This is a genomic window from Nonomuraea turcica (genome assembly GCF_030718205.1).
Lineage (GTDB): Bacteria > Actinomycetota > Actinomycetes > Streptosporangiales > Streptosporangiaceae > Nonomuraea.
In genome coordinates, this window is sequence record NZ_JAUZQF010000020.1 from 164,149 (window position 1) to 180,271 (window position 16,123).

Here is a 16,123-nt window from a genome sequence, read left to right on the forward strand (position 1 = left end):
GCGCTCGCAAACCCCTACAGATCAGACACCCCGTAGGGCGAGCACCACGATCTCATCCCACACCTGGCCGCTGGAGAAGGCGTTCCGGTCCGACTCCACCGCCTTGACCACGGTGGACGGCGCCTGACCCGCGCACCGGCCGAGCACGTCGGCCAGACGCTCCTCGCCGTACGGCTCGCCCCGCTCGTTCCTGGAGGAGATCAGCCCTTCCGAGTACAGCACCAGCGTCTCGCCCGAGCAGACCGTCAGCGTCTCCGCCCCGGTCTCCGCCTCGGGCGCGATGCCCAGCGGCACGCCGCCGCCCGCCGCGTACCGCACGCCGCCGTCGGGCTGCAGCAGCACCGCGGGATGGTGCCCGGCCGACGACAGCCGGATCTCGCGGCCCCGTACGAACCCCGCCACCGCCATCACGAACATGCCGGTGCCCTGCGCGACCAGGGCCTCGTTGACCTTGCGCATCACCAGGTCGGGATCGGACTCCCAGGCGCTCAGCACCCGCAGGCCGCCGCGCACCATGGCGCTGACCGACGCCGCCTCCTCGCCCTTGCCGGCCGCGCCGCCCAGCGCGAACGCCCACCCTTTGGAGACCGGGAAGACGTCGTAGAACTCCGCGCCCACCGATGAGCCCGGGTGGTAGACGGCCGCCGCCTCGTAGCCGGGCACGTCGGGCAGGTTACGCGGCGCGACGCTCGCCGACAGGGCATCCGCCGCGCTCGAACGGCTCTGGTAACTGCTCTGCGCGCGGACCGCCAGCCCCAGCTGCAGCCCCACCTCCTGCATCACGGCCAGATCCGCCAGCGTGAACGGCGGCCTGTCGTGCGTGCGCACCAGCGTCAGCGCCCCGTCGCCGGCCCCGATCGGCACGCACACCATCGAGCCAGCGCCCATCGCCGTCAGCACCGGCCCCTCGGCGCAGAAGCCCAGCAAGGTCTCGTCGTCCACCATCTCCTGCACGACGCCGGAGCCCCGCTCCAGCACCTGCAGCACCACCTGGCTGGCGGCCGGATCGGCCGCCTCGACCTGGCGTACGAGCTCGCCGACCGGATGATCCTTGGGCCCCATCACGACGGAGCGGCGCGGCAGCCCGCCACGCACGAGATCCGCGACCACCCAGTCCGCCCACTCGGCCGACAGCAGCCGGGTCGCCCGCGCCATCGCGACAGGCCGCAGCAGCGCCTGCTCGTCGAGCAGCAGCTTGCCCATCTTGACCAGCAGGTCCTGCCGCTTGGCCGCGGCGATCAGCAACGCCCCGTCGGACTGCTCGGGCCGCCGCGCGCCCGGCTCGGGCAGCTGCACCTCGGTCGGCAGCGCCACGGCCGCCACCATCTGCTGCGGCTCGCCCGGCATGGTCAGCCGGGTCAGCGCCACCTGCACCGTGTGGGTGCGCCCCTGGTGCGCCAGCCGGGTCTCGAACGCCGACGGCTGCCCGGTCTGCAGCACCGACGTCAGATGCGAGCGGAACGCCGCCCGCCGCGACACGTCCACGAGCAGGGGGAACGAGCGCCCCACCAAGTAACCATCGGGGCTGCCGAGCATCCGCGAGGTCTCCGGGTTGATCCTCCTGACCACGCCGCCGCCGTCCAGCACGATCACCGGCACCGGGAACGCCCGGAACACCTGACGCAGCAGTTTCAGCTCCCGCTGCGCGCCGTCCTTCTTGCCCCCGCTCCGCTTGGCGCCCTTGCGTAGCTGCTCGCGGGCCTCGGCCAGCAGCTCGACGGCCGTGTCGAGCTCGGCGAGCGCGGCGTCTAGGGTTTGCGCCTGGTCGGCGGGGTAGGCGGTCCTCGCTTCACGCAGCGACGAGACGCGCCCGGCCAGCGCGTCCAGCGCGTGTTCGAGGTCCGGCATGCTCACCCTCTGACGCTACGCCACTCGGGATATTGACTGCTATATGGGGGTAGAGCCTTATCGCTATGGAATCAACCGCGATGATCACTCCCGGCCTCGCCCGCGATCTGGCCACGCTGGGCCGGCTGAGCGAGGACACGTCGACGGAGAGCGTGCTGCGCGGGCTCACCACGGCCCTGGCGGCCGGCGTACCGGGCTGCTCGGGGGCCTCCGCCGAGCACTGGCGCGACCAACGGGTCCTGGTCTCCGGCTCGCACAGCGAGCTGATCATGCTCGTCGAGGGCGAGCGCGAGCTGGGCGAGGGCCCGTCCATCGAGGCCAGGAAGATCGGGGCCCGCGCCTCCGTGACGGACGTGCTGACCGACAGCCGGTGGCCGCGCTACGACGCGCTGGCCACCCGATGGGGCGTGCGCTCGGCGCTGGTCGTGCCCATCGACGTGGCGCCCGCCGAACTGGTCGTGGGCCTTTACTCCGTACGCCCGGGCGCGTTCTCCGCACAGGGCGCCCACTCGCTCACCGACATGCTGACCGAGCAGCTTGGTGTGGCCATGGCCAACATGTCGGAGTTCGACGAGGTGCGTACGGATGCCGCCCAGTTGCAGGCCGCCCTCGCCGGGCGGTCCGTCATCGACCAGGCCAAGGGCATCATCATGCAGACCAGCGGATGCACGGCCGAGGCCGCGTTCGAGGAGCTGCGCAGGATCTCCCAGCACCACCAGGTCAAGGTGGCCGACCTGGCCAGGCTCCTGGTGGACGAGCACCAGCGCAAGTCGCGCCGCTGACCTCGGCCGTCCGGCCGGCCTCAGCTATCCAATGGCGGCCAGAGCGTCGTCGAGCGTGTCGTAGAGCGGCAGCCGCTGAGCCAGCCCGGTGATCCACATCACCTTGGACTTGGAGTATTCCACTCCGATCAGCGCGAACCGCGCGCCCGACGCCAGGCTCGTCTGCCAATGGTGCACGATCAGGCCGAGGGCGCGTGAGTCCATGAACGTCACCCCCGCCAGATCGAGGATCACGTTGGAACCCGCCATCGACAGGTAATCGGCGAACTGCTCGCGCGTCGTCGCGTCGAGCACGCCGTCGACTCGGATCACGGTGATCCCATCGACGGTCGACGACGTCAGGCTCAGGGCCGCCGCAGGCCCGTCGCCGTTCTCCGGCATTGTCACGCAGCAACCCTACTGTCACCGCACGAGGGAGGAATACTTCTGACGACACGGGGGACACTGGATCCGAAGTCCAGCAGCGGGCTTTCGTCTCGAGAGTAGAGCGAGGCGCGCCTCTGCATGGGCTCTTTCTGCTCGGCAGAGGCCGCCTGCGTCCATATGAGGAGCAGCGATGGCTGTGCAGGAATACGTCCTCGAGGAGATGACAGCAGAAGAGCTCCTGGCCGAGATGGCCAGGGACGAGACACCAGACAGCCACAAGGAGCGGCTGCGTGAGCGCATCGTCGAGATGCACCGGCCGCTCGCCATGGAGATCGCCAGGCGATACCGGTATCGGGGCGAACCTTTGGAAGATCTCCTCCAAGCCGCGTATGTTGGCCTGATGAAGGCCGTCAACGGCTTCGACCCCAGCCTCGGGCACGCCTTCAGGGGCTACGCGGTCGTCACGATGACCGGCGAGGTCAAGCGTCACTTCCGCGACCGCACCTGGGCCATCCGGGTCCCCCGCCTCTACCAGGAGCGGCGCTCGGAGCTCAACAGGCTCGTCGCCGACCTCAGCCAGGACCTCGGCAGGTCGCCGACCGTGGCCGAGCTGGCCGCCAAGATGAACATCACCGAGGAGGATGTCCTGCTGACGCTCGACGCCTCCGCCGCCTACAGCACGCTGTCGCTCGACGCGCCGCTCGGCACCGACGACGACGCCGCCTCCCTCGGCGACGTCATCCCCGAGGACGACGACACGTTGAGCACGATGGTCGACAGGGAGGCCGTCAAGCCCCTCATCGACGCGCTTCCCTCGCGCGAGAAGCACATCCTGTTGCTGCGGTTCTTCGGCAACATGACGCAGGCCGAGATCGCGGCCGAGTTCGGGATCTCCCAGATGCACGTCTCGCGCATCCTCCGCAAGGTTCTCGACCAGCTGCGCACCGAGCTGGTCGGCTGAGAAGAAGGTTTCGCCGGGTGAACGAGGGCACAGAGCCTCCGTCGGGCTACACGAGCCCGCCACCCGGCGCGCCCGTGAGACGGCTCCGTTTCCGACTGCCGGATCTGCCACGGGTCCGGCAGTTCGCTGAGGACGAGGCCCGTGACGCCGGCATGGCCGAGGAGGCCGTCGGCGACTTCGTCATCGCCGTCAACGAGGTCGCGACCAACGCCGTCACCCACGGGGCCGATCACGCCACCCTGCGCACCTGGACGGCGCGCGGGAACCTGGTCGTCGAGGTGCACGACGAGGGCTCGTGGAAACCGGGGCCGACGCCGGGCGCCGTGGGCGGCATGGGCCTGTGGGTGGCCCGCCTGCTGTCATCCGACCTGACGCTGCGCGTGGGCAACGGCGGCAGCACGGTGATCATGCGCTTCCCGGGCAAGGACTGAACGCGTCCACCACCTGAACACGCGTCCGCCGCCGGCGCTCACCGGCGGCGGACGTTGGTGCTGGCAGTGGCGGGCTGGACCCGCCACGTGCTGTCAGCGGCGGGCTCGGCCACGCCAGTTGCTGTATCCGGTGCGGAAGCCGGCCTTGCCGACCCCTGCCTGATGCAGGGCCAGCAGGCACAACCCCAGCAAAGCGAACGTCATCCCCGAGAACCCTCCGGGAATCCGCACGCCGACCAGGTCGAGCAGGAAGCCCAGCCCGAAGATGATCGCTGCAACTATCGCGAGCATGTCATGTCACCTCGATCCCTCGCTCTGGGGGCCTGACGCCTGGTCCGGCTGCGTGCCCTGCGTTCCGGACAAGGCCAGCAGGCGTTCCAGGACGTTCCTGTAGTCGCGCAGCGCCAGGCGCAGCTGCTCGGTGTCGGAGGACGCAGTGTCCTTCCAGCGGTCGCGCAAGGCGTTCGTACGGTTGGTGAGGCTGCTGGTGAGCGACTCCACCACCTCGCCCACCAGGCCGTCGGCGCGTTGCACGGCATCCCCGGGATCGTCCACGAAGGACGCCTGCAGGTCGCGCCAGCGGGCCTGCACCTCGGCGGGATCCTGATCGAACAGGACGACGTCCTCGGGAGCGGCGTGCTCCGGGGCATGGGCCGCATCGGGCCCGGTCACCGGCTCCGGCTCCGGCTCCGGCTCGGACAGCATGTCACCGCCGGTCCTGGCGTACGGATCTCGATAGGGGACGTCTTCGTCTCCGGGAACGGGAGTCGCGACGGCGCCGGGGACGGCCGCCGCATATTTGTCGTCGGTCCGGGGGCTCTGGGCCCTCTGCTCGTCGTCGTTCTCATCGTCCACCTGCCCGGGAACGGGTGTGGTGGCTTGCTCGCTCGGAGCGAGCTCCTCCTCATCGGCGCGATCGCCGCCGGGCTGATCGCTCTGGGAACGCGCTTCCGTCACATCAGCACGCTCATCAGGTCGCTCATCGGCGTTCTGATCAGCGTGCTCCTCGGCGCGTTGCGACGGCACTTTCAGCTCGTCGCTGCTCATATCGTGTCACCGTCCTCCTCGGGTGGTTCCCTCCAGCAGCTCCTCGAACAGCGCGCGGTAGTGCACCATGGCCTGCCGGAGCTCCTCCGTGGAGGCCTCCTTTCTGGCCGCCCGCCCGCTGATCTCGTGAGCCGTCCTGTAGTGATCGAGAGTCGCCGCGTGCCCCACCGACAGGTCGGACAGCCGCTGCTCGAAGTCCTCCGTCGGGTAGCCCCGTTCCGCCATGACCGCCGTGACCAGCTGATCCGCCTCGGTCACCGCGAACCCCGGCGCGTCCACGAAGCGCTCCTGCACCTCGGTCCACCGGTTGGCATAGGTGTCGCGGGCCTCCGCGGGGAGTGGCCGGATGTCGAGCTCGGCGTGACGCTGCTCGCGGGCGAGCAGCTCCTGCTCGGCTTCCCGCCGGTTCTCACGCTCGGCGACCGTGCGTTCGTACTCCGGGCCGAAACGTTCGCGGAGATGGTTACGGCGCTGCTGCCGCTGAAGCATCACGTACACGACTGCGGCGACCGCCACCACCGCGACCACGACGACGGCCACCCAGACATAGGTGGTCATGATGTTCGCCTCCGGTCTCTATGTTGAGACCGCGACTGCCCTCGAACAGGCATGTGAAACTCACCCGGCCATACCGGCCAGGGCGTGCTCAGCGGCCTTCGAGCCCTTTTCTCGCCGCCGCGAGCACGGCTGCGACATGTGAGCCTGATGGGGGAGCGGAGACCTCGCAGAACCCCTCATCGGCGTCGTACCAGACATCCAGCCCGGCATCGACGAGCCGCTGCGCCCACCGCAGCGCGGTGTTCAACCGCTCGGCCGCCGGCGGCTTCCCCTGCGCGGCCGCCGACAGGTTACGCAGATTGGTCGCGGGCCCCGACTGGGCATGCGCCCGGGCGAGCTTCCACGGCACCGCGTCACTGTGGTCCATCATCGGCTTGGCCAGCCCGGCAGCCCGCTTCGCCTGCAACACCCCGGACTCGCTGACCCCGAAGTGGGCGGCCAGCTCCTGCACGCTCATACCCTGGGCGACCAGCTCGGCCAGCTCCCTCCGATCGATGCTCGGCTTACGCCCCACCGGCCACCTCCGCTCCCGCTTCACGTGTGCGCGTACACCTCCGATGTGCGCTAAGGTTATGACGTCGCGCTCCACAGGGAGCAACCGACACAACCGGGACGTAGCGCAGCTTGGTAGCGCACTTGACTGGGGGTCAAGGGGTCGCAGGTTCAAATCCTGTCGTCCCGACTTGCGAAATCGCAGGTCACAGGCCGTGTCCGAGAAGATCGGGCACGGCCTCATTGGTTTTGGGGACCAAATCTTCTTGCATCTGTAACGGGATGCGGTGCGGTACCTCTCCTTGACCGCAGGTCAAGATGGGCGTGGAAACTCGACCCTCGACCTGCGCATCTTACCCGGGCACTACTAAGGCGCCGACATCAAGAGCGGCTTATCGCCTTCGAGCGACGTTACAACGAGACCGCCCGGCCCTTCCGATGGAAGTTCACCCCTGCCGACCTCGAGGACCTACTGGCCCGGATCGAGCGGTACGAACAGAAGGAGCACAACCTCCAGCAGCACGATGACTGCGACCATCAGCCTGCCGTCTCGAGTCTGCCGCATAACCCCGAGAGACTTACGCAGTCGACTACTAAGCGATGAGCGGCCCGCACCCTTTCTCGTGAGCGGATCTCAAGTTACGCGTACTGACTGCAAGTGATCTAAAATACGCGTAGCGTCACGGGTTGTGGCGCAGGAGTTCGCCGGGGTGGATCGCCGCCACCGCCGGATCCGGTACGCGGCGGCGTGCACCAGGCCGGTGAGCTGTCGGCCCTCTCGGTGCACCAGCAACGCCCGCCACAGCCCAGCTGTGCCACGGCTTGGTTCCACGTCGGGACGGACCAGGTGTCTACGTGCCGAGGGGGGCGTGTGGCACCAGCAGGTCCTTCAACGCGGCCGTCATCGCCGCGACGAGGTCGCGATGCGGGTCGATGAGCCACTGGAGCTGGAGCCCGTCCCATAGGGCCACGAGAGACTCGGCGATGCCCCTGGGGTCCCTGGCGTTGGAGATACGGCCCTCGTCCTGGTCCCGGCGAACGGCGATCGCGAGTAGGCCGATCGTCCTCTCGTATCTGTTGCGGAACCACTCATGCGCCGGATGGTCCGGAGCCGACGACTCTGCGGCCATGAGGGCAAGCAGCCTCAGCATCTCGGGCCGTTCGAGGTTCCGGCGGACGTACTGCAGCACGGCATACGCCACACCCTTCTTCTGGCTGTCCGCTTCGAAGGAGTCGGCGTGCGCGGAGTCGGCGTTCTCGAGGACGGCCACGAGCAGCGCGCTCTTGCTGGGGAAGTGATGGACGACGCTGGTCAGGCTGAGGTCGAGCTGCTTCGCGATCTCCCGCAGCGACCCGCCTCGGTAACCGCGTGCCGAGAAGACAGATGTCGCGGAGGCGACGATCTCGGCTTGGCGGCGCGCGCTCTTGGCGTAGGGGCCCCGCCGAGCGCCTGGTCGACTCGCCGTCTCATCGGTCATGGCACCAACCCTATGGGTCCTTGCGGTTACGCCGGTGAATTCACGGCAAAGAAAATGTAGCAACTGTTCGGTTTTTGAGGTAGCGTCTCGCTCACCCACACCACGACGTACGGAAGAAGCGGTGACGCTTCCCTCGGGTGGAGAGGAACGGGACATCGATGTTCACCCCAACTGTTGCGAAGACACTCGTCGGCGGACTGGCCGTCGCACTGCTTCTGACCGGCTGCGGCCGGTCAGAAGCCCGGCCGACGCAGGCCGCGGCGGGCGCCCCCATTGACACCAAACCCGCCGGCGGCACCATCACCGTGTGGGCGATGGGAACGGAGGGCGAGCTTCTGCCCAAGCTGGCCGCCCAGTTCAGCCAGGCGAACCCCGGCGTGAAGGTGCAGGTGACAGCGGTTCCCTGGCAGGACTATGCCAAGAAGGTGCAGACGGCGATCGCCTCAGGAGACACTCCGGACGCCACCATGGTGGGTGCGGTGGACCTCGCGGCGTTCGCGTCCACGGGCGGGCTGGACAAGGTTCCGTCCGACCTCGTTGACTTCAACGTCTTCTATCGCGGCGCCGTCCAGAGCACCACCTTCGAGGGAGCCGAGTACGGCGTCCCCTGGTACGTGGAAACCCGCTCCCTGTTCTACCGCAAGGACATGGCCCAAGCCGCCGGAGTCTCCGCACCCAAGACCTGGGACGAGTACGGCCCGTTCCTCAAGGCCCTGCAGAAGCAAGGGGCCAAGTGGGGGCTGTCCCTGCCCACCGGCGCCACGGGGACCTGGCAGGGCGTTGTGCCGTTCATGTGGCAGGCGGGAGCCCAGGTCATGAACGAGGACGGGACCACGTTCACCTTCGACACGCCGGAGGCGCTCAAGGGACTGGAGTTCTACCGGTCGTTCATCGCGTCGAAGATCTCCAGCCCGAACGGCCCGGTGAGCCTGGGAGAGATCGAGCCGCAGTTCGTCGCCGGGTCCACTGCCGCGCTCATCTCCGGCCCCTGGGAGGTGAACCTGCTGAAGTCCGCCGGCGGGGCATCCTTCGTCGACGACAAGGTGGGCATCGCGCCGCTCCCGTCGGGACCGAAGTCCAACGCCGCCTACATCGGCGGCGGACAGTGGGCGGTGTTCAAGGACGCCAAGAACCGCGAGGGCGCGTGGAAGTTCATCCGGTGGATGGCCAGTCCTGACGTCCAGAGGACCTGGTACGACCTGTCCGGAGACCTGCCCGCCATCGAGTCGGCCTGGAACGAGGGGAAGCTCGCGACCGACGCGACTCTGGCCGTGTTCCGTACCCAGCTGACGACGGCACAGCCTGGACCGAACACCACGACATGGCGGCAGGTCACCGCGGTCCTGGATGCCGAGTTCGAAAAGGTCGCCAAGGGCGTCTCCTCACCGCAAGCGGCTCTGCGGGAGATCCAGAAAAAGGCGTCGGCGATCGGAACCGGAGCGTAGGGATGACCTCTCTCGTCTCCGTGAAATCCGCACCGAGCCCGGCTGCCGGCCCACGGCGGACGGGGCCACCGGGGGCCGTGTCAGAACGTGCCCGGCGCACATTGATCGCCTGGGCCTTCTGCGCACCCTTCGTCGCGCTGTTCGCCACCTTCGGTGTATGGCCGGTCCTCTCCTCGCTGTCGATGAGCGTCACGGACATCACGGCCCGGGACATACGGACCCCCTTCAGCGTCGACTTCGTGGGCCTTGCGCACTACACCGAGCTCTTCGGGGATCCGACCTTCCTGCGGGCGGCTCTCAACACGTTCTACTTCGTCGCCGTGGGAATCCCGCTGACGATGATCATCGCCCTGGCCCTCGCCGTCGCGCTCAATTCCGGGATCCAGCGCGCGAAGGGATTCTTCCGGGTCGCCTACTTCGCGCCCGTGGTGACCAGCATCGTGGCGATAGCGGTGGTGTGGAGGTACCTCTACGAGCCGGATGGAATGATCAACTCCGTCCTTGCCGTCGTGGGAATCCACGGGCCGGACTGGTTGAACGACCCGAACTGGTCCATGCCCGCGCTCATCCTGATGGCGGTCTGGCGCCACTTCGGCATCCCTATGGTGATCTTCCTGGCCGGACTGCAGTCCATCCCCGAGGACCTGCTCGAGGCGGCTCGCGTTGACGGCGCCACCCGCCGGCGCGCCTTCCGCAGTATCACCCTGCCGCTGCTCAGGCCGACCACGCTGGTGGTCGCCGTGCTGCTGAGCATCGGTTACCTGCAGTTCTTCGAGGAGCCGTTCGTGATGACGAGTGGTGGCCCGCTGGACAGCACCACATCGATCAGTTACTACGCCTACGAGCAATTCGGCTTCGGTAATTACGGTATGGCTTCCGCCGCCTCGTACGTGCTCGTGGCTGCGATCGCGCTGCTCAGCCTCCTTCAGTTCCGTATCTTCCGAGCGAAGGCATGACATGACCACCACGACCGCGAGCACCGCTGCGGCCGCGTCCGGCCTCAGCGCACGCCGGCCCATCCGGCCCGCCCGCATCATGCTTTACGGCGCCCTCACGTTGGGCCTCCTCGCGACGCTGGCACCGTTCGCGTGGATGTTCCTGGGGTCGGTCAAACCGACAGGGGAAATCGTCGCGCATCCCAGCGTCTGGCTGCCCCGTTCTCCGACGCTCGGCAACTTCGAGCAGTTGCTGTCGAAGCAGAACTTCGCGGTGTACTTCTTCAACAGCACGTTGGTCGCCGTGACATGTGTCGCGGGAAATCTGCTCTTCTGTTCCATGGCGGGGTACGCCTTCGCGAAAATGGACTTCGCCGGGAAGCGCCTCCTGTTCGGCCTGGTCCTCACGATGCTGATCGTCCCCGGCGTCACCACTTTCGTGCCGCTCTTCGTCCTGGTCAGCAACATGGGACTGAGCAACTCCTATCTCGGGTTGATTCTGCCCTTCCTCGTGACACCGCTCGGCGTGTTTCTCATGCGCCAGTTCATCCAGGACATTCCGGATTCTCTCGTCGAAGCGGCCCGCCTTGACGGCGCCCGCGAAACACGCATCTTTCTCAGGGTCATCGTCCCACTCTGCCGGCCTCCTCTGGCGACGCTGGCGATCCTGACCTTCCTCGGGCAGTGGAACAACTTCCTGTGGCCGCTGGTGATCGCGCAGACCGAGGATCACTACACGCTGCCGGTCGCGCTCGCCCTGTTCTCGGTGGGCGCCAACGGCACCAACTACGGTCTGCTGCTCGCCGGCGCGGTCACCGTCGTCACCCCGATCGTGCTGCTCTTTCTGTTCCTCCAGAAACAGTTCATCCAGGGCATCGCCAACACCGGCCTCAAATAGGACGGAACACCCGTCACAGCGAGCGGCCAAACGTCCATTTGCTCGACCGATCTCCCACCGCTGCTCGACACCCACCGACGACTCGACCACCGCCTGACCACCGCACGGAGAAAAGGAGAACCGACCATGCTTCGCCCGCAGGACGGTCCCACCCGCGAACGCCGCTCTCTGGCCGGCTTGTGGAGGTTCCGGCTGGACGCGGAGGGAGCCGGCCGCACCGAAGGCTGGTGGCGCTCGCCCCTCGCCGGGGCCGTGGACATCCCGGTACCGGCCAGCTACAACGACATCTACCCCGAGGCGACAGTCCGGGACCACGTGGGCGACGCCTGGTACCAGACGAGCGTGTGGGTACCGGCCCGGTGGGCAGGGCAGCGCATCGTCCTGCGGTTCGACGCCGCGACCCACCGCGCGACCGTCTGGGTCAATGACACCGAGGTCGCCGAACACGAAGGCGGCTACACCCCGTTCGAAGCGGATGTCACCGCACACCTGCGACCGGGAGCCGAGAACCGCGTCACCGTCGTGGTCAACAACGAACTGAGCTGGGCGTCGATCCCGCCGGGCACCATCGAGGAACGTCCCGACGGCCGCCGGGTGCAGCGCTACCTTCACGACTTCTTCAACTACGCGGGCCTGCACCGGCCGGTCTGGCTCTACACCACGCCTCCGGCCCACATCAGCGACATCACCGTGACCACGGCCTTCGACGACACCACCGGCGTGATCGGCTACCAGGTGGACAGCACCGGGGAGGCGGACTCACTTCGTGTGGCGCTGCGCGACGCCTCCGGCGCCGAGGTAGCCGCTGCCGCCGGCGCGGTCGCCACGCTGCGCGTGCCTGACGTACATCCTTGGGCGCCCGGCGACGGCTACCTCTACGAACTCGAGGTCTCACTGCTCAGCGCATCCGGGGAGGTCATCGACGGCTACCGCCAGCCGGTGGGCGTGCGCACGGTGGAGGTACGCGGGAGGCAGTTCCTGATCAACGGAACTCCCTTCTACTTCAGGGGGTTCGGCAAGCACGAGGACGCGGCGGTGCGCGGCAAGGGCCACGACGACGCGCTGATGGTGCATGACTTCGCCCTGCTGGAGTGGATCGGTGCGAACTCCTTCCGCACCTCGCACTACCCCTACGCGGAGGAGGTCCTCGACTACGCCGACCGGCACGGCGTGGTCGTCATCAGCGAGACCGCGGCCGTCGGGCTCAACCTCAACATCGGCGGAGGTGTCTTCAACTCCGGCAAACGCGTGTCCACATACTCCCCGGACACGGTCAGCGAAGGCACCCAGCGCGCCCACCTGCAGGCGATCCGGGAACTGGTGGCCCGCGACAAGAACCATCCCAGCGTCGTGCTGTGGTCCGTGGCCAACGAACCCGACAACGTCCAGCCCGAAGCGCGCGACTACTTCGCCCCGCTTGCCGCAGAGACCCGCCGCCTTGACCCCACCCGGCCCGTGGCCTACGCCAACGCGCTGCTCGCGTCGCCGGACCAATGCGTGGTCACCGACCTGTTCGACGTCGTCCTGCTCAACCGTTACTACGGCTGGTACTTCGGCCCCGGCGACCTGGAAGCGGCCGAGACCGCACTGGAGGCCGAACTGCGGCAGTGGGCGGATACGCACGACAAGCCCATCGTCATCACCGAGTACGGCGCCGACACCTACCCCGGCCTACGCAGCATCGTGCCCACCCCGTGGACCGAGGAGTACCAGGCCGACCTGCTCGACGTGTACCACCGGGTCTTCGACCGGGTCGACGCGGTGGTGGGCGAACAGGTCTGGAACTTCGCCGACTTCGCCACCACCGCGGGCGTCTTCCGCGTCGACGGCAACAAGAAGGGTGTTTTCACGCGCGACCGCCGTCCCAAGACCGCCGCCTTCCACCTGCGCGCCCGCTGGCGCAAAGACGAGTAGGTTCCTTCAGCTGGCCTGATCGGTGCCGGTGTCGAGTTCTGCGTGGACGCGCAGTCCGGTCCTGGTGGTGGTCGCCGTGACCGTACGAGACATCGCCGTCGGCAGGCGATACGGCGCCCTGGCTTCCTGCCGCCGCGGAGCTCATTCCCATAGGGGGAGTGGGCGGCCGGCGCCGTTCTTCATGGCGGCGGCGTAGAGCGCCTGCGCGGCGGCGACGTCCTGGACGGCGGTGCCGGTGGAGTCGAAGACCACGAGGTCGTCGGCGTGCTCGCGGCCGGTCTTCGTGCCCAGGACGATCTCGCCGAGCTCGGCCTTGACCGGCGTCTGGGGGCGGTGGTGCAGTTCGCCGACCTCCACGCACTGGTGGGTGACGTCGGTGATCAGGGTGGCGGCGGCGAGCAGGTCGTCGTGAAGTTCGCGTTTGGCGGGCGCATCTGAGCCCACCGCCGCCACCAGCGTGCCCGGCCGCACATCGCGCAAACCCAAGTAGGGGTCGGTGGAGGGGGTCAGGGTGACGACGACGGAGGCCTGCCGGGCGGCCTCGGCGGGAGTGCCGGTGGCCTCGGCGCTGTGTTGGGCGGCGAAGCGCGCGGTCTTGGCCGCGTCGCGGCCCCACACGAGGATTCGCTCGATCGGGCGGACCTCGCGGACGGCCGCGATGTGGGCAGCGGCCTGGGCGCCGGTGCCGAGGACGGCCAGCGTGGTGGCGTCCGGCACCGCCAGGTGGCGTACGGCCACGGCGGTGGCGGCGGCCGTGCGCAGCCGAGTGACCGTCGCCGATTCCAGAAACAGCAAGGGCTGGCCGTTGGCGGCGTCGAACAGGGCGATGACGCCGACGATGCTCGGCAGACCGAGCGTGGCGGGCCGGTCGTAGAAGCAGGCTCCGATCTTGACGGCGACCACGCCGCCGATCCCGGCGGCCTTGATGTGGAACTCGCCAGGCGGGCTGTCGAGGTGGGACAGGCGGCTGGGTGAGGTCTCGCCGCGGGCGTGTGCGGCGAAGGCATCCTCAATCAGGTCGATGTAGTCGGAGGGGGCGAGCAGCCGCTCGATCTCCGACTGCGTGATCATGAGCATGCCGCGAAGCCCTTCTGGTTGCCGGTGCGTCTCGGATGGATTCGCTCACCAGAATACATGTATATCCAGTAGGAAATGTTGACTATGTCTTGATGTGCTCGTAGCTTCGTGGTCATGAGCCAGGCTGCGAACCTGACCCGGCGCCCGCACGTGGACCACGGCTACGTCGCCAGCGCGCAATGTCACTGATCACGAAATCTCATCATCAACCCCCTTCCTCCCGCCGAGGAGTGATTCCGTGATCAAAATTGGAGGCGGCTCATGACGCTGCCCGAAGTGCAGGCGCCCTCCTATCAGGACGTGGAGCGGCCGTTAGAGGTGGTGACGGCCCGTCGTCCGCTGCGGTGGCTGGCCGCCGCCTGCGTGCTCGTCGTGCTGGCGATGGTCGCCAGCGCCCTGGTGACCAACCCGGCCTGGGAATGGGACGTCGTCGGGCAGTACCTGTTCGCGCCGTCAGTGGTGCGCTCGGTCCTGTTAACGCTGGAGCTGACCGCGATGGGCATCGCGCTCGGGTTCGCCCTGGGCACGGTACTGGCGCTGATGCGGCTCTCGCCGAACCGGCTGCTGTCGTCGGTGGCCTGGGGATATGTGTGGCTGTTCCGGTCGGTGCCGCTCATCCTGCAACTGCTGTTCTGGTACAACCTGGCGCTGCTCTACCCGCGGCTGTCGGTGGGTGTGCCGTTCGGGCCCGAGTTCTTCGACTTCGGCACCATGGACCTGATCGGGCCACTGACCGCGGCGGTGCTCGGGCTGGCGCTGCACCAAGCCGCGTACGCCGCCGAGATCGTCCGCGGCGGCCTGCTGTCGGTCGACCACGGGCAGCGGGAGGCGGCGGCCGCTTTGGGGCTGCCACCGGCACGGCGGTTGTTCCGGATCATCCTGCCGCAGGCCATGCGGACCATCGTGCCCACCGCCGGCAACGAGATCATCGGCCTGGTCAAGGGCACCTCGGTGGTGTACATCATGGCGCTGCCCGAGCTGTTCTACCAGGTGCAGGTGATCTACAACCGCAACGGCAGGGTCATGGCGTTGCTGCTGGTCGCGGCCATCTGGTACCTCATCCTGACCACCGCCCTGTCGATCGTCCAGCACTACGTGGAACGCCACTACGGCAAGGGGCGCGCATGAGCAGCCCCATGGTCGAGCTGCGCGGCGTGCACAAGAGCTTCGGCCCCCTGCACGTGCTGCGTGGTGTGGGCCTGGACGTGCGCAAGGGGCAGGTCGTGGTGATCCTGGGCCCGTCGGGGTCAGGGAAGTCCACGTTGCTGCGCACCATCAACCACCTGGAGAAGGTGGACCGCGGCTCGGTCCGCGTCGACGGCAGGCTGCTCGGCTACCGGCAGGTCGGCGACCGTCTGCACGAGCTGCCCGAACGCGAAGTGCTGCGGCAGCGCACCGAGATCGGGTTCGTCTTCCAGGCGTTCAACCTGTTTCCGCACCTCACGGTCAGGCAGAACCTCGCGGAGGCGCCGCTGTCGGCCCAGCGCCGGCCGCGCGCCGAGGTCGAGCCGCTGGCCGAGCGACTGCTGGAGCGGGTGGGCCTGGCGGACAAGGCCGACGACTATCCCCGCACGCTCTCCGGTGGCCAGCAGCAGCGCGTCGCCATCGCCAGGGCGCTCGCGCTGGAGCCCAAGGTGCTGCTGTTCGACGAGCCGACCTCCGCGCTGGACCCCGAGCTGGTGGGCGAGGTGCTGGACGTCATCAAAGACCTCGCCCGCGGTGGGACCACGATGATCGTGGTCACCCACGAGATCGGATTCGCCCGCGAGGTGGCCGACACCGTGGTCTTCATGGACGCCGGCCGCATCGTCGAGCTTGGACCGCCCGCCCAGATCCTGGACGCCCCCGCCCACGAACGCACCCGTGCCTTCCTCGGCAAGGTTCTCTGACT

17 protein-coding genes and 1 tRNA gene are annotated in these 16,123 nt (G+C 68.1%); 10 read left to right on the forward strand and 8 right to left on the reverse strand.

Annotated features, from left to right (window positions below):
- Positions 1-21 precede the first annotated feature (21 nt).
- A complete protein-coding gene (locus Q9G87_RS41820; protein WP_305922238.1) occupies positions 22-1,848 on the reverse strand; it encodes a SpoIIE family protein phosphatase in 1,827 nt (608 codons plus the stop codon).
- Between the two features lie 65 nt (positions 1,849-1,913).
- Between Q9G87_RS41820 and Q9G87_RS41825 the strand changes: the two genes are divergently transcribed.
- A complete protein-coding gene (locus tag Q9G87_RS41825; RefSeq protein WP_305922149.1) occupies positions 1,914-2,630 on the forward strand; it encodes an ANTAR domain-containing protein in 717 nt (238 codons plus the stop codon).
- A gap of 24 nt (positions 2,631-2,654) precedes the next feature.
- On the opposite strand, the gene Q9G87_RS41830 is transcribed toward Q9G87_RS41825, so the two are convergent.
- Positions 2,655-3,011 carry an STAS domain-containing protein gene (locus Q9G87_RS41830; protein ID WP_305922239.1) on the reverse strand — a complete coding sequence of 119 codons (357 nt, stop codon included), beginning with the start codon at positions 3,009-3,011 and terminating at the stop codon, positions 2,655-2,657.
- A 175-nt stretch (positions 3,012-3,186) separates the two neighbouring features.
- Here Q9G87_RS41830 and Q9G87_RS41835 point away from each other — a divergent pair, with 175 nt between their 5' ends.
- Together Q9G87_RS41835 and Q9G87_RS41840 are read left to right on the forward strand one after the other, a co-directional pair.
- Positions 3,187-3,957, forward strand: a complete 771-nt coding sequence (locus Q9G87_RS41835; protein ID WP_305922150.1) for a SigB/SigF/SigG family RNA polymerase sigma factor — start codon at positions 3,187-3,189, stop codon at positions 3,955-3,957.
- 17 nt (positions 3,958-3,974) lie between these two features.
- The gene (locus Q9G87_RS41840) at positions 3,975-4,388 is read left to right on the forward strand and encodes an ATP-binding protein (protein WP_305922151.1); all 414 of its coding nucleotides are present in this window, start codon (positions 3,975-3,977) and stop codon (positions 4,386-4,388) included.
- A 93-nt stretch (positions 4,389-4,481) separates the two neighbouring features.
- Here Q9G87_RS41840 and Q9G87_RS41845 read toward each other — a convergent pair whose 3' ends face one another.
- The 4 genes from Q9G87_RS41845 to Q9G87_RS41860 form a co-directional block, all read right to left on the reverse strand.
- Positions 4,482-4,679, reverse strand: a complete 198-nt coding sequence (locus tag Q9G87_RS41845; RefSeq protein ID WP_305922152.1) for a hypothetical protein — start codon at positions 4,677-4,679, stop codon at positions 4,482-4,484.
- Positions 4,680-4,685: 6 nt separating this feature from the next.
- Positions 4,686-5,435, reverse strand: coding sequence for a hypothetical protein (locus tag Q9G87_RS41850; RefSeq protein WP_305922153.1), 750 nt, complete (start codon positions 5,433-5,435; stop codon positions 4,686-4,688).
- Positions 5,436-5,441: 6 nt separating this feature from the next.
- Positions 5,442-5,993 carry a hypothetical protein gene (locus Q9G87_RS41855; protein ID WP_305922154.1) on the reverse strand — a complete coding sequence of 184 codons (552 nt, stop codon included), beginning with the start codon at positions 5,991-5,993 and terminating at the stop codon, positions 5,442-5,444.
- 88 nt (positions 5,994-6,081) lie between these two features.
- Positions 6,082-6,531, reverse strand: a complete 450-nt coding sequence (locus tag Q9G87_RS41860) for a helix-turn-helix domain-containing protein (RefSeq protein ID WP_305922155.1) — start codon at positions 6,529-6,531, stop codon at positions 6,082-6,084.
- 70 nt (positions 6,532-6,601) lie between these two features.
- Here Q9G87_RS41860 and Q9G87_RS41865 point away from each other — a divergent pair.
- Positions 6,602-6,675: transfer RNA gene (locus tag Q9G87_RS41865), tRNA-Pro, on the forward strand.
- 661 nt (positions 6,676-7,336) lie between these two features.
- On the opposite strand, the gene Q9G87_RS41870 is transcribed toward Q9G87_RS41865, so the two are convergent.
- Entirely contained in the window at positions 7,337-7,963 is a 627-nt protein-coding gene (locus tag Q9G87_RS41870; protein ID WP_305922156.1) for a TetR/AcrR family transcriptional regulator, read from the reverse strand.
- 158 nt (positions 7,964-8,121) lie between these two features.
- On the opposite strand from Q9G87_RS41870, the gene Q9G87_RS41875 reads away from it, so the two are divergent.
- The 4 genes from Q9G87_RS41875 to uidA all read left to right on the forward strand — a co-directional run bounded on the left by Q9G87_RS41875 (position 8,122) and on the right by uidA (position 13,155).
- Entirely contained in the window at positions 8,122-9,408 is a 1,287-nt protein-coding gene (locus tag Q9G87_RS41875; RefSeq protein ID WP_305922157.1) for a sugar ABC transporter substrate-binding protein, read from the forward strand.
- A 77-nt stretch (positions 9,409-9,485) separates the two neighbouring features.
- Positions 9,486-10,364, forward strand: coding sequence for a carbohydrate ABC transporter permease (locus Q9G87_RS41880; RefSeq protein WP_305922158.1), 879 nt, complete (start codon positions 9,486-9,488; stop codon positions 10,362-10,364).
- 1 nt (position 10,365) lies between these two features.
- Positions 10,366-11,241, forward strand: a complete 876-nt coding sequence (locus tag Q9G87_RS41885; protein ID WP_305922159.1) for a carbohydrate ABC transporter permease — start codon at positions 10,366-10,368, stop codon at positions 11,239-11,241.
- A gap of 126 nt (positions 11,242-11,367) precedes the next feature.
- Positions 11,368-13,155 (forward strand): beta-glucuronidase, encoded by a 1,788-nt coding sequence (uidA, locus tag Q9G87_RS41890; RefSeq protein WP_305922160.1) that lies wholly within the window; start codon positions 11,368-11,370, stop codon positions 13,153-13,155.
- Positions 13,156-13,296: 141 nt separating this feature from the next.
- On the opposite strand, the gene Q9G87_RS41895 is transcribed toward uidA, so the two are convergent.
- A complete protein-coding gene (locus tag Q9G87_RS41895) occupies positions 13,297-14,232 on the reverse strand; it encodes an ornithine cyclodeaminase family protein (RefSeq protein WP_305922161.1) in 936 nt (311 codons plus the stop codon).
- Positions 14,233-14,493: 261 nt separating this feature from the next.
- Between Q9G87_RS41895 and Q9G87_RS41900 the strand changes: the two genes are divergently transcribed.
- Positions 14,494-15,360 (forward strand): amino acid ABC transporter permease, encoded by an 867-nt coding sequence (locus tag Q9G87_RS41900; RefSeq protein ID WP_305922162.1) that lies wholly within the window; start codon positions 14,494-14,496, stop codon positions 15,358-15,360.
- Positions 15,357-16,121 carry an amino acid ABC transporter ATP-binding protein gene (locus Q9G87_RS41905; protein WP_305922163.1) on the forward strand — a complete coding sequence of 255 codons (765 nt, stop codon included), beginning with the start codon at positions 15,357-15,359 and terminating at the stop codon, positions 16,119-16,121. Before Q9G87_RS41900 ends, Q9G87_RS41905 begins: the two co-directional genes overlap by 4 nt.
- The last annotated feature ends 2 nt before the right edge of the window (positions 16,122-16,123 follow it).

Coding starts and splice junctions, on each gene's coding strand:
- Q9G87_RS41850 (WP_305922153.1), bottom strand. CDS start 5,435: ATGAGCAGCGACGAGCTGAAAGTGCCGTCGCAACGCGCCGAGGAGCAC.
- Q9G87_RS41885 (WP_305922159.1), top strand. CDS start 10,366: ATGACCACCACGACCGCGAGCACCGCTGCGGCCGCGTCCGGCCTCAGC.
- Q9G87_RS41895 (WP_305922161.1), bottom strand. CDS start 14,232: ATGCTCATGATCACGCAGTCGGAGATCGAGCGGCTGCTCGCCCCCTCC.
- Q9G87_RS41855 (WP_305922154.1), bottom strand. CDS start 5,993: ATGACCACCTATGTCTGGGTGGCCGTCGTCGTGGTCGCGGTGGTGGCG.
- Q9G87_RS41845 (WP_305922152.1), bottom strand. CDS start 4,679: ATGCTCGCGATAGTTGCAGCGATCATCTTCGGGCTGGGCTTCCTGCTC.
- uidA (WP_305922160.1), top strand. CDS start 11,368: ATGCTTCGCCCGCAGGACGGTCCCACCCGCGAACGCCGCTCTCTGGCC.
- Q9G87_RS41820 (WP_305922238.1), bottom strand. CDS start 1,848: ATGCCGGACCTCGAACACGCGCTGGACGCGCTGGCCGGGCGCGTCTCG.
- Q9G87_RS41825 (WP_305922149.1), top strand. CDS start 1,914: ATGGAATCAACCGCGATGATCACTCCCGGCCTCGCCCGCGATCTGGCC.
- Q9G87_RS41835 (WP_305922150.1), top strand. CDS start 3,187: ATGGCTGTGCAGGAATACGTCCTCGAGGAGATGACAGCAGAAGAGCTC.
- Q9G87_RS41875 (WP_305922157.1), top strand. CDS start 8,122: ATGTTCACCCCAACTGTTGCGAAGACACTCGTCGGCGGACTGGCCGTC.
- Q9G87_RS41905 (WP_305922163.1), top strand. CDS start 15,357: ATGAGCAGCCCCATGGTCGAGCTGCGCGGCGTGCACAAGAGCTTCGGC.
- Q9G87_RS41830 (WP_305922239.1), bottom strand. CDS start 3,011: ATGCCGGAGAACGGCGACGGGCCTGCGGCGGCCCTGAGCCTGACGTCG.
- Q9G87_RS41900 (WP_305922162.1), top strand. CDS start 14,494: ATGACGCTGCCCGAAGTGCAGGCGCCCTCCTATCAGGACGTGGAGCGG.
- Q9G87_RS41870 (WP_305922156.1), bottom strand. CDS start 7,963: ATGACCGATGAGACGGCGAGTCGACCAGGCGCTCGGCGGGGCCCCTAC.